This window comes from Enterococcus sp. DIV1726a (assembly GCF_051710985.1).
GTDB classification, from domain to species: domain Bacteria; phylum Bacillota; class Bacilli; order Lactobacillales; family Enterococcaceae; genus Enterococcus_B; species Enterococcus_B hirae.
This window is the reverse complement of record NZ_JBIOLS010000001.1, coordinates 2,679,513-2,692,091: the sequence shown is the minus strand read 5'-3', so window position 1 is coordinate 2,692,091 and position 12,579 is coordinate 2,679,513. Positions and strand designations below refer to the sequence as shown.

Sequence of the window (12,579 nt, the reverse complement as noted above, 5' to 3'; positions counted from 1 at the left end):
TCAGATGAAAAAGCAGCTCCTAATTGTTGATGGTTATAACATGATCGGTTCTTGGCCAGAACTCGTTTTGTTGAAAAAACAAGAAAAGATGGCGGATGCTAGAGAAGCTTTGTTGCATCGTTTGTCAAATTATGCCAAATACGAAGGAATTGAAGTGATAGTTGTTTTTGATGCACAATTGGTTCCAGGCATTCAGCAAAACTACAAGAAATACCAATTAGAAGTCGTCTTTACAAAAGAAGATGAAACGGCAGATAGTTATATTGAACGTATTGCTGGCCAATTGAATGATCGTTTAACGCAAGTAACTGTTGCCACGAGTGACTTAGCCGAGCAATGGATGATCTTTTCACAAGGGGCTTTGCGGACTTCTGCCTATGAATTATATAAAACGATCCAGAAAACAGAGAAAAACATTGCACAAGATAATATAAATATGCAATTTGATAATTTTCGTCGTAATTCGCCTTGGAGTAAAGAACAATTAGAAAAATTGTCCCAAAAGTTAGACGATTTAATGCGAAAAGATAGATAACACAGTTATATGATTAGTCAATCGGATGATTGATGGTAAGATTCCTCCATAATCGAAAGAGATGGAGGAATTATTTTATGTCTGAGGAGTTATTGCGCGCCGCACGTGACGGTGATGAAGAAGCATTCGCTATCCTATATCAAAAATATTTTCCACTTTTATTACGTTTAAAAAATATGTACTACCTAAGAAATTATGTGTATGAAGATTGGGAACAAGAAGCAAGGATCGCCTTATACCAGGCTTTAAAGACTTATGAAAATAACAAAGGCGTTAGCTTTGGCAGCTATTATAAAAGCATTATCAGTAATCAAATTTATTCATTATTAAGAAAACAAAATGCCTTGAAACGCAGAGACCAAAAAGATGAATTATCGATTGATCAGAAGGTTGAAACAGAAGGTCCGGACTTTTTAGCAGAAATCACTACTCAAGAACCACTTGCGATGCAACGATTACTGTTAAATGAAGCCATTGAAGATTGTGAAATCAAATTTTCAAAAAAGGAAGCAAAAATATTTTATTATTATATGCAAGGAACCGATTTCAAGAGGATGGCAGAGGAACTTTCAATGGATGTCAAACAAGTCAAGAGTGCGTATAGCCGTGTGAAATTTAAAATAAAACAACATCTCAAAAATTATCATGAGGAATAATTTATAAAATTATTAATGTTTTTCTTATTTGTTTTTATTGCATTTCTTTTTTTTATATGGTAAACTTGAAAATTTTTAGAAAGTGTGGTATATTGGGTAATGAGGTGAACTGTATGCCAACAACTTTAGCTACAATCAAAAAAGATTTAGAAGGTCGTATCGGCAGCCCAATCATGCTGGTTGCTCAGACAGGAAGAAAGCGTCAAACAGAACGCCGAGGCGTTTTAACAGAAACCTATCCTTCAGTATTCGTTGTTGATTTGGATCCTGAAGAAAATTCTTTTGAACGAGTATCGTATAGCTATTCAGATGTACTTACTCGAACAGTCGAGATTGAATTTTTAACTGAAGCAGTTTAAAAAGCAAGCGAGCCTAGTTTTTTATAAGGTTCGTTTGCTTTTTTGTTTGGAAATAGGTATGCTGAAAAAAAGAGAATTGGAGGCACTTTCAAATGGAACATTATGTAAAAAAATTTGCAGATTTGACCACTCAAGAATTTTATGAGATTGTCAAAGAACGCATTGCTGTTTTTGTCGTAGAACAAAATTGTCCCTACCAAGAAGTGGATGAAATTGATAGCCAAGCTTGGCATACGTATTTCAAAGATGAAGCAGGGAAAATTTCTGCTTATACACGTATTTTTGAAGAAGATGGAACCATTCATTTTGGACGAGTGTTGGTCAATAGTGAGCATCGTAAAGAAGGGCTGGGACGTAAGATCGTGCAACGTACGATTGAAATGATTGAAGCGAATTACCCTCAAAGACCGATCGTTATTGGGGCACAAGTTTATCTTCAATCTTTTTATGAGTCATTTGGATTCGAAGCCATTTCAGATGTTTATTTAGAAGATGATATTCCCCATATCGATATGAAAAAATTGAGCTAAAGTGATCATGAAGATTAAGTAGCGCAATACAAAAAAGAACAGTTACAGTGAAAACTGATAGCTGTTCTTTTTTGTGTTATTTAGTTGTCTTTATTTTTCAGTTGTCTGATCAACTGTAGCTTGTGTAGTTGGTCGTCCGTTGTTTTCTGCTGTTTGTTGTGCAAGTAGATCACGAATGTCGCTCAAATAATCTTCAGCAGTTGGTTTGGCAGGTGCTTCTTCTGTTTCTTTTTCAGGACGTAATCTTTTAGCGTGGTTGGCTGCTTTCACCACTAAGAATAAGACAAACCCTGTAATAATAAATGTTATGATTGCACTAATAACATTGCCGAAAGCAAACGTAACTCCTTTAGTAGGTGACCAGTCCAAGATAGAAAGGGCGCCTTCCAAATCAGACGTGCCAGTAATCATCGCTACAACCCAGCCTACAAGAGGTGTGATCAAACCTTGAACGATCTGATTGACAATGCTAGTAAATGCACTCCCGATAACAACCCCAACGGCTAAATCTAATACGTCGCCACGCATAATAAACTCTTTAAATTCTTTAATCATTTTTCTCCTCCTCTCACTTATCCTTAGTATAACGAAGAATAAAAAAATATAAAAACGACATGCATTTATGGCTAAGGTCTGTCGTTCAAGTACTTATATGCTATACTAGAAGGTGACTCTTAAGTGATGCAAGAGAGAATTAAAGCAGTAAAAAATAGTAGCCACATATTCTTTTATCCTCCAAGATAAAATCAACCATGTCGGAGAACGAACTGCTAATAAAGGAGCATGTACTATGACATATCAACTGGCAGAAGGTGTAAACCTCCACGTCTTGCAAACAAAACAATATAAAACGGTTCGTATCTTTGTTCGCTTTACTACGCGTTTAAAAAAAGAAGTCATTACGAAACGTTCCCTTTTAAGTAGCTTGTTAGAAACGAACAGTTTAAATTATCCTGACCAGACTCAGTTAAGTGCAAAATTGGCGGATCTTTATGGTGCTAGTTTTGGAACGTCCGTGAGAAAAAAAGGCAATCTTCACTGGTTGGATGCTAGCATCAACTTTGTCAATGGCAAGTATATCAACGATACCAGCATTTTAAACCAAGCTGTAGCTTTTTTGAAAGAAGTTCTCTTTTATCCAAACATTACGGGGAAAAAATTTGATCCAGCCACTTTTGCTTTAGAAAAAAACAATTTGAAACTTTATTTAGAGAGCTTAAATGAAGACAAGCAAACGATGGCTTCACTGGCGCTTCAAGAGTTGTATTTTGATCAGTCGGAGGCGCAGAAAATACCAAGTTTTGGAACAATCGAAGATCTAGATGAACTCACAGCTGAAGTGTTAGCTGACTATTATCATCAGATGATCACAGAAGATCAGATCGATATCTTCGTAGTGGGAGATGTCTCTCCTGCAGAAGTCCAAGCAGCTTTTAGTGAATGGGCATTTCCAGAGCGAGAAAGATTACACCCGGAAATTTTTTATAGCCAACCGCAAGAAAATATCATCAAAGAACGACAGATCGAAGAACCAGTGACTCAGGCGAAATTAAATTTGGCTTATCAAACCAATGTCTATTATGACCAACCGGATCGTTTTTCATTGATGGTCTTCAATGGATTATTTGGCGGTTTCCCACACTCTAAATTATTTATGAATGTTCGTGAAAAAGAGAGCCTAGCTTACTATGCTTCCAGTAGCATTGATACTTTTCGTGGATTCCTAAGTGTACAAACAGGAATTGATGGACGTAAACGTAACCAAGTATTGCATCTGATCCATGAACAATTAGAAAGTCTACGAAATGGGGAAGTCACAGAACTTGAATTGACACAAACTAAGGCCATGTTACGAAACCAATATCTATTATCATTAGATGCCCCGCAAGTAGCTGTCGAGACTGCCTATTTAGAGAATTGGTTGCCAGAAACGAAATTAACAGCTGACGAATGGTTAAAACGGATGGAAAAAGTAACGGTCGAAGACATCCAAAAAATAGCTCGACAAATCGAGTTGCAGGCAATTTTCTTTTTAGACGGAGGTACAACAAATGAATAAAACAGAATATGATCAAATCAACGAAACACTGTACCATGAAGTATTACCAAATGGTTTGACTGTTTATTTATTACCTAAAAATGATTACCATAAGACATATGGTTTATTTAGTACAAATTACGGTTCGATCGATAATGAATTTATTCCATTTGGTTCAGATAAAAAGATAAAAGTTCCAGATGGTATTGCCCATTTCTTGGAACATAAATTGTTTGAAAAAGAGGATGGCGATGTCTTTCAATTATTTGGACAACAAGGGGCCTCAGCTAACGCGTTTACCAGTTTTACCAAAACAAGTTATTTATTTTCAACGACAGATCAAGTTGAAAAAAATTTGACGACTTTACTTGATTTTGTCCAAGCACCTTATTTTACGGAAGAAACTGTTAATAAAGAAAAAGGGATCATTGGACAAGAAATACAAATGTATGAAGATGATCCAAATTGGCGGATGTTTTTTGGCATTTTGAATAATTTATACCCTGAACATCCTTTGCATATCGATATAGCTGGCACAGTTGAAAGTATTGAAGCAATCACTGCTGATGATTTATACACCTGCTATCGGACATTTTATCAGCCAAGTAATATGGTCTTGTTCGTAGTAGGAAAATTAGAGCCGGAAAAGTTGATGGAATTGATTCGAACCAATCAAAATGCTAAGGATTTTCCACCAGCTCAAAAAATCAAACGTTATTTCCCTGACAATAATGGTGATATTATTGCGAAAAGCTCAATGCGCTCAGCAATCACTAGAGATAAGTTTGTCTTGGGAATCAAAGGGCTAGATGTTTTACCAGCAGAAGGGAAGGAATTATTGAGATACAAGACCGCTCTCAATCTTTTATTCCAATTGTTATTAGGGAATACTTCTCAAAATTATTTGAAAATGTACAATGATGGTTTAATTGATGACAGCTTCGGTTTTGAATTTAGTTTAGATCGAGAATTTCATTTTGCTGACTTTAGCGGAGACACGGATCAGCCAGAAAAAGCAGCTGAAAAAGTGAAAGAAATTCTTCTGCATTTTGAAGAGGATCAAGAACTGTCTGAAGAAAATCTAACATTGTTGAAGAAAAAGATGTTAGGACAATATTTCCAAACATTAAATTCACTGGAATACATTGCAAACCAATTCACGCAAAGCCTATTTGGGGATCAAACATTATTTGATTTACCAGAAATTATTGAATCCATTCAATTAGCAGATGTATTAAAAGTAGGTCGTTCTTTTATCAAAGAAGAAGCGTTCAGTGAGTTTTATATGCAGCCAAATGTCTGATATAGAAGTAGAGACGACGAATGGGAAAGTAGTTAAACTCTTAAATTTCGTTATAGAGTGCATTCAATGTTACCCTAGGATAACTTCGTTTATGGTATTCTTAAGAAGATAAAGAATAAAAATGGGCGTTGGTGTATGGCGTGTTACATTCTTAACGAAAAGGAACAATTAGACGACTAGCGTTTATACAATTGCTGGTTAGAATAAAAAGACTGGAGAAGATGAACGAGTGGCTTTTGAAACCATCGGAGAAACATTAAGGCAAGCTCGCCTAAATAAGAAAATATCTTTAGATGAATTACAGCAGATTACGAAAATTCAAAAACGTTATCTAGAAGCAATCGATAATGATGATTTTGATCAACTACCTGGAAAATTTTATGTTCGGGCATTTATTCGTCAATATGCAGAAGCTGTCGGTGAAGATGGCGATCATTTAGTTGATGTATTTGATGGGAAAAGCAAATTATCAGCTGGAGAAGTTGTCGCACGTCCTGAACCAGAAACAGTGAGTGGTTCGAGAAAAGCGATGCATCAGGAAGAAGCCAATCCAAGTAAGTTTTGGACAAGTCTACCGGTTATTTTACTTGGTTTAGTCGCTTTAGCAATTATTACTGTTGTGGGTTATATGACTTGGCAGGATCGAAAATCTGACCCGATTATTGATACAACGGCAACTTCAGTTTCGGTTGACGGTGCAATTACACAAACGACATCTAGCACTAAGAAAGAGCGTGAATCCTCTTCTTCAACAAGTACGACAACCACTTCAACAACACAAGAAGAGAAAAAGATGGCGATTACGGCTGGTGAAGACACAGGTAGTACGATCGCAGTGAATGTTACGGATGCGAAAAAACCTGTTACACTTGAATTTGCAGCGACTAACCGAATTTGGATCGGTGTATTAGTGGATAATGCCTATGTTTATCAAGGGACATTAGCAGCAAATGAAACACAAAGCACGCAATTACCGGAAACGGCAACCAATGCAACGATTCGATTAGGAGCTGCAAGTAATGCAACGGTTAAGATAAACGGGGAAGAAATCCCTGTTAATCCAGGAGCGAATAATCAAAATCCTAAAAATGTCACATTGACACTACAGTATGCAGAGTAAATCGCTTATAAGTAGAATGATGTGAAAAAAGAAAACAAGATAAGTACCTGGGAAGGCAGATTCATCTTAGGTGCTTATCTTTTTTCACGACTGCTGATAAAAACTGATCATTATCGGTGGAAAGTTTAGAACGAGTCACGTAGAATAGGGAAGAAAGGAGTCGATAGTGTGAATTTACCAAATAAATTAACTGTACTTAGAATTTGTATGATCCCGATTTTTATTTTAGTTGTCGGATTACCCTTAGATTGGGGACAAGTAACCGTAGGAACAACATCACTTGCTGTGACGCAATTAGTAGGAGCGATTATTTTTGCTTTAGCAAGTATTACCGATTGGCTCGATGGAAAAATTGCTCGTGCCAGAGGATTAGTCACCAATTTTGGAAAGTTTGCTGATCCATTAGCAGATAAAATGTTAGTGATGACCGCTTTTATCATGTTGGTGGGGCAAGGTAAGGCACCAGGATGGGTAGTTGCGATTATCGTTTGTCGAGAACTAGCTGTTACCGGTCTGCGACTATTGTTAGTCGAAGATGGGGAAGTCATGGCAGCAGCGTGGCCAGGAAAAGTAAAAACGGCTACGCAAATGGTGGCTATTATTTTGTTATTCATCAATAATATTCCATTTAATCTGATCAATTTACCGATGGATCAAATCATGCTGTATGCTTGTTTGATCTTCACGATTTATTCAGGTGTTGATTATTTTATGAAAAATAGTGGTGTGTTCAAAGGTTCGATGTAAGATTCCTTACAAAGATGTACCATTTCGATAATTCGTCTTACCCCAAAATAACATTTTATATTTTGGGGTAAGACGAATTTATTTATGCTGATTCACGTTTCAATCATTTATTTGATCGCCATTTTTCTAAACTAGCTAGATGCATAGCTATCTTATGATGAAGATGAAAATGATGAAACTCTTTATCAGAAAATGAGCAAATGATAAATGAAACGTTTAGCAAATGGCGTATACTATTAGTAGATAAAAAGAGATTGAGAAGAGACCAAAACAGGCCAACGAGAATTCGTCTGTTGTAATGAAGGAAGCGAAAAAATGAAATCAGAAATCATAGCAGTAGGGACAGAACTTTTACTAGGACAAGTAGTCAACACGAATGCCACGTTTTTATCCGAACAGTTAGCAGACCTCGGGATTGATGTGTATTATCAAACGGTGGTTGGTGATAATCCCGACCGCTTAGAATCATTACTCCAATTAGCAGAAACCAGAAGTGACTTGATCATTTTATGTGGAGGGTTGGGACCGACAGAAGACGACCTGACGAAAGAAGTTACTGCGAAACATCTAGGGGAAGAATTGATCCAAAACACCGAAGGCTATAAAAAATTGTTAGCATTTTTTGAAACGACCAAGCGTAAAATGACTGAAAACAATTTACAACAATCACAAATCATCGATGGGGGGATTGCTTTACCTAATCGCACAGGCTTAGCATTAGGTACGTTCTATCAAACAGCAGACCATGTCTATCTCTTGTTACCTGGACCACCGAGTGAATTAAAGCCAATGTTCATTGAACAAGCTCGCCCATTATTGGAGCAAAACTTTCCATCTGAAGAAATGCTGATCTCAAAAGTTTTACGTTTTTACGGTATCGGGGAATCCCAACTAGTCACAGAATTAAAAGACTTGATTGAAACACAGATCAACCCAACGATTGCCCCTTACGCAAAACCTAACGAAGTCACTTTACGATTAACTGTGAAGACCAAAGACAAACATGCAGGAAACCAAGCCTTACTTGCTTTGGAAGAAAAAGTATTGGCGAGAGTAGGTGAGTACTTCTATGGATATGGTGATGATAATTCATTGCCTAAAGTGGTCGTAGAATTATTAAAGGAAAGAAACCAAACAATAACTGCAGCAGAAAGTTTGACTGCTGGAGCCTTTCAATCAGCTTTGGGAGAGATCTCTGGTGTTTCTCAAGTCTTCCCAGGAGGCTTCATTACCTATTCTTTAGAAACTAAAGCAGAATTTTTACACATCGATGATGCACTATTGAAGCAGCATGGAACCGTCAGCCAAGAATGTGCAGAACAAATGGCTATCCAAGCACGTAATTTAGCAAAAACAGATTATGCGATTTCGTTTACTGGAGTGGCTGGACCAGATACCTTAGAAGGACAGCCAGCTGGAACAGTTTGGATCGCGGTTGCAACAAGTGAAGGGGAGGTCATTTCGCAGAAATACCAATTTACCAGAGACCGTTCTCATATAAGGAATAGCGCAGTAATGCAAGGATTTGATCTCATTAGAAGACAACTATTAAGAAAAAAATAAATGCGAATATTTGTTCGGTTTTTTCTTGCTTTTTGTCATTAAAAACGATATGATTAGTACAATGAAATGTCGCACTGATTTGTGAATATAAGGAGGATTATCGTATTGGCAGATGATCGTAAAGCAGCCTTAGATGCTGCGTTGAAAAAAATTGAAAAGAACTATGGGAAAGGCTCGATCATGAAACTTGGCGAAAAAATCGACCAACAAGTTTCGACTATCCCAAGTGGTTCTCTTGCATTAGATGTTGCTTTAGGTGTTGGTGGTTACCCACGAGGACGTATTATTGAAGTATATGGTCCTGAAAGTTCAGGTAAGACAACCGTTGCCTTACATGCAATCGCTGAAGTACAAAAAAATGGCGGGACAGCCGCTTTTATCGATGCTGAGCATGCCTTAGACCCACAATATGCTCAAAAATTAGGGGTAAACATTGACGAATTACTTCTTTCACAACCAGATACTGGGGAACAAGGACTAGAAATCGCTGATGCGCTTGTATCAAGTGGTGCAGTAGATATCGTAGTAGTCGATTCGGTTGCCGCTTTAGTTCCGCGTGCTGAAATCGATGGAGAAATGGGTGACTCTCACGTAGGGTTACAAGCTCGATTAATGTCACAAGCATTGCGTAAACTATCTGGGTCGATCAATAAAACAAAAACGATCGCTATTTTCATTAACCAAATTCGTGAAAAAGTTGGAGTGATGTTCGGTAATCCTGAAATCACACCTGGTGGACGTGCATTAAAATTCTATGCAACGATTCGTTTAGAAGTGCGCCGTGCGGAACAATTGAAACAAGGAACAGACATTGTTGGTAACCGTACGAAGATCAAAGTAGTTAAAAATAAAGTAGCGCCACCATTCAAAATTGCTGAAGTCGATGTGATGTATGGGCAAGGAATTTCTCAAGAAGGAGAATTGCTTGATATGGCGGTTGAAAAAGATATCGTTGATAAAAGTGGTGCTTGGTATTCTTACAAAGAAGATCGTATTGGACAAGGTCGTGAGAATGCAAAAAATTACATGTCCACTCATCCCGAAATGATGGCAGAAGTTTCTGCTTTAGTCCGAGCGGCTTATGGGATCGGTGAAGATGTAGAAATACCCGAAGAAACGCAAGCAGAACTTCCTTTAGAGGAATAAGACGAAGTAAGAATAGACATAATCGAATAACTATTCAAAGGATGTTTGAGCATCGAGAGAACTCGCGTCGTTCAGAGAAAGTGTTTTCCTTTGATATGTTGTCGATTGAATCTAATAAGCCGAAATTTTTTAAAATTTCGGCTTATTTTTTGTCTTTTAAGTAGTCATTTGACTATACTTTCTCCTAAAACATAATGGAAAATGGGGATGTTTAAGCAGTGATTGACTACATCGACAGAAAGGGACTATTCTACTTAAATGAAGGGATAACATGTTACTTAAAAGTCATTTTTTGTTCTTAATTTTCATTAATGCAAAATTATTTGTTCTTAATATGTTTTGGTTATTATTTAATATTATCTTTTATTCATAAAATGACCTTTAAATGAAAATCGAGAAAGCCGTTTCTTATGTATTTAAAGTTGACACTACGGGGTACAAACATTAGAATAAACTTGTGCATGTTTTTGTACACCTATGCATAAAGCATATTAACAAGTTTAGAGTACTTTATCATAAAAGTTATATAGATGATAAAAATGAAAAAGATAGTATGGAGGTGGATTTTATGGTATTCAATATTCTCCTCGCTATCATCGGTTTAATTGTCGGTCTTGGTTTAGGGTTTATGGTTGCAAAGTCACGTCATGAAAAAGAAATTGCAGGTGCTCAATCATCAGCAGCTGGAATTATTGATAGTGCAAAGAAAGAAGCAGAAACTCTAAAAAAAGAAGCATTGTTAGAAGCTAAGGAGGAAAACCAGAAATATCGTTCTGAAGTGGAGAGTGAGTTGAGAGAAAGCAAGTTAGAATTAAAATCTCAAGAAAATCGTTTAATTCAGCGTGAACAAACGTTGAATCGTAAGGATGACTCATTGGAAAAACGTGAGACCTCACTTGAAAGCAAAGAAGAAGCACTTAGTTCAAAACAGCAATTGATTGAAGAGCGAGAAAAAGACGTTGAAAAGTTGATTGAAGAACAACAAAGAGAATTAGAAAAAATTGCTGGTTTATCTAAAGAAGATGCAAAAGATGTCATCATGAAATCAACTGAAGAAGAATTGAATCATGAATTGACGTTAATGGTCAAAGAATCGGAACAACGTGCAAAAGAAGAAGCAGATCGTAAAGCCAAAAATCTTTTATCGTTAGCGATTCAGCGCTGTGCGGCAGACCAAGTATCTGAAACAACTGTATCCGTAGTAACTTTACCAAATGATGAAATGAAAGGACGCATCATTGGTCGAGAAGGACGAAATATCCGTACACTAGAAACATTGACTGGAATTGACTTGATCATTGATGATACACCAGAAGCAGTGGTCCTTTCAGGTTTTGATCCAATTCGTAGAGAAATCGCTCGGATGACTTTAGAAAAACTGATCCAAGATGGACGGATCCATCCTGCACGAATCGAAGAAATGGTCGAAAAATCGCGTAAAGAAATGGATGAACGAATCCGTGAGTACGGGGAAGAAGCGGCGTTTGAAGTTGGTGCGCATACCCTTCATCCAGATTTGATCAAAATCATGGGTCGTCTTCATTTTAGAACTAGCTATGGACAAAATGTTTTGAAACATTCAGTAGAGGTTGCTAAATTGTCAGGTATACTAGCCGCTGAGTTAGGCGAAGATATCCAATTAGCTAAACGAGCTGGTTTGCTTCATGATATCGGGAAAGCATTAGATCATGAAATCGAAGGTTCTCACGTAGAGATCGGCGCAGAGTTAGCTGCTAAATACAAAGAAAATCCTGTAGTGATCAATGCGATTGCATCTCATCATGGAGATGTTGAAGCAACGTCAGTTATTTCTGTCTTGGTAGCTGCTGCAGATGCCTTATCCGCTGCACGACCAGGAGCTAGAAGTGAATCCTTGGAAAATTATATCCGTCGCTTAAGAAGCTTAGAAAACATTTCAAATAGCTTTGCCGGAGTAGAATCTAGTTTTGCTGTTCAAGCTGGACGAGAAGTTCGGGTTATGGTAAAACCAGAAGAGATCTCTGATTTAGATGCAGTTCGTTTAGTACGAGATATTCGTAAACGAATTGAAGAAGAATTAGATTATCCAGGGCATATCAAAGTCATCGTTATTCGTGAAACGCGTGCGACAGACTACGCTAAGTAAAAAATAAAAGAACGTTACGATTAGTTAGGATAATCGTAGCGTCTTTTTTGTTTTAAACCACTATTTAATCAAGCTTGATCGTTTTAACATTATTTTGATAAGAGGTTGAGCAGCTATAAACATGGTGTGTTAACTTTGAGTTCTAAATTAGCTTCTTAATAAGAAGTAGGCATAATCTAACTAGAGACGATTATTCTATCATTAAAGTAGATCAAAATTATTCTTAATGACTACTAGAAAATCAAACTAGGATGAAGAATAGTTAGGAAATAAAATTTGTTGCATTAGTGTACATTTTGTTAACGAGAAATAAAAGTTGTATAAACTAGTAATATATTGATCTATGAGTTTGAAATCAATTTTATGTACAATTTTTTACTAGGATTTATTGGGTAGAAAGATATAGTTTTTGTTCTTGAAAACACAAGTAATTGATTCTATATGATCTAAATATAGA

Annotated in this window: 12 protein-coding genes; 11 read left to right on the top strand and 1 reads right to left on the bottom strand. The window is 36.8% G+C overall.

Going from position 1 to position 12,579, the window contains the following annotated elements:
- Positions 1 to 4: 4 nt before the first annotated feature.
- The 4 genes from IGJ27_RS12225 to IGJ27_RS12210 all read left to right on the top strand — a co-directional run bounded on the left by IGJ27_RS12225 (position 5) and on the right by IGJ27_RS12210 (position 2,080).
- The gene (locus tag IGJ27_RS12225; protein ID WP_034700055.1) at positions 5 to 535 is read left to right on the top strand and encodes an NYN domain-containing protein; all 531 of its coding nucleotides are present in this window, start codon (positions 5 to 7) and stop codon (positions 533 to 535) included.
- Positions 536 to 612: 77 nt separating this feature from the next.
- Complete coding sequence (locus IGJ27_RS12220; RefSeq protein WP_034700053.1) at positions 613 to 1,191, top strand: sigma-70 family RNA polymerase sigma factor; 579 nt, start codon at positions 613 to 615, stop codon at positions 1,189 to 1,191.
- A gap of 113 nt (positions 1,192 to 1,304) precedes the next feature.
- On the top strand, positions 1,305 to 1,550 hold the full coding sequence (locus IGJ27_RS12215) for a Veg family protein (protein ID WP_005875105.1): 246 nt from the start codon (positions 1,305 to 1,307) through the stop codon (positions 1,548 to 1,550).
- A 92-nt stretch (positions 1,551 to 1,642) separates the two neighbouring features.
- On the top strand, positions 1,643 to 2,080 hold the full coding sequence (locus tag IGJ27_RS12210) for a GNAT family N-acetyltransferase (protein ID WP_178306311.1): 438 nt from the start codon (positions 1,643 to 1,645) through the stop codon (positions 2,078 to 2,080).
- Between the two features lie 90 nt (positions 2,081 to 2,170).
- On the opposite strand, the gene mscL is transcribed toward IGJ27_RS12210, so the two are convergent.
- The gene (mscL, locus tag IGJ27_RS12205) at positions 2,171 to 2,635 is read right to left on the bottom strand and encodes a large conductance mechanosensitive channel protein MscL (protein WP_010720627.1); all 465 of its coding nucleotides are present in this window, start codon (positions 2,633 to 2,635) and stop codon (positions 2,171 to 2,173) included.
- 235 nt (positions 2,636 to 2,870) lie between these two features.
- Between mscL and yfmF the strand changes: the two genes are divergently transcribed.
- From yfmF to rny, 7 genes are all read left to right on the top strand, one after another.
- The gene (gene yfmF / locus IGJ27_RS12200; RefSeq protein ID WP_160231917.1) at positions 2,871 to 4,139 is read left to right on the top strand and encodes an EF-P 5-aminopentanol modification-associated protein YfmF; all 1,269 of its coding nucleotides are present in this window, start codon (positions 2,871 to 2,873) and stop codon (positions 4,137 to 4,139) included.
- Positions 4,132 to 5,421, top strand: a complete 1,290-nt coding sequence (yfmH, locus tag IGJ27_RS12195; protein WP_178306312.1) for an EF-P 5-aminopentanol modification-associated protein YfmH — start codon at positions 4,132 to 4,134, stop codon at positions 5,419 to 5,421. The genes yfmF and yfmH overlap by 8 nt, the downstream gene beginning before the upstream one ends.
- A gap of 229 nt (positions 5,422 to 5,650) precedes the next feature.
- Positions 5,651 to 6,541 (top strand): RodZ domain-containing protein, encoded by an 891-nt coding sequence (locus IGJ27_RS12190; protein WP_010720624.1) that lies wholly within the window; start codon positions 5,651 to 5,653, stop codon positions 6,539 to 6,541.
- Positions 6,542 to 6,709: 168 nt separating this feature from the next.
- Positions 6,710 to 7,288: a CDP-diacylglycerol--glycerol-3-phosphate 3-phosphatidyltransferase gene (gene pgsA, locus IGJ27_RS12185; protein ID WP_010720623.1), complete on the top strand. Its 579-nt coding sequence runs from the start codon at positions 6,710 to 6,712 to the stop codon at positions 7,286 to 7,288.
- A gap of 315 nt (positions 7,289 to 7,603) precedes the next feature.
- The gene (locus IGJ27_RS12180) at positions 7,604 to 8,851 is read left to right on the top strand and encodes a competence/damage-inducible protein A (RefSeq protein WP_081204242.1); all 1,248 of its coding nucleotides are present in this window, start codon (positions 7,604 to 7,606) and stop codon (positions 8,849 to 8,851) included.
- 105 nt (positions 8,852 to 8,956) lie between these two features.
- A complete protein-coding gene (gene recA / locus IGJ27_RS12175; RefSeq protein WP_010720621.1) occupies positions 8,957 to 9,997 on the top strand; it encodes a recombinase RecA in 1,041 nt (346 codons plus the stop codon).
- A gap of 568 nt (positions 9,998 to 10,565) precedes the next feature.
- Positions 10,566 to 12,122 (top strand): ribonuclease Y, encoded by a 1,557-nt coding sequence (rny, locus tag IGJ27_RS12170; RefSeq protein ID WP_010720620.1) that lies wholly within the window; start codon positions 10,566 to 10,568, stop codon positions 12,120 to 12,122.
- The last annotated feature ends 457 nt before the right edge of the window (positions 12,123 to 12,579 follow it).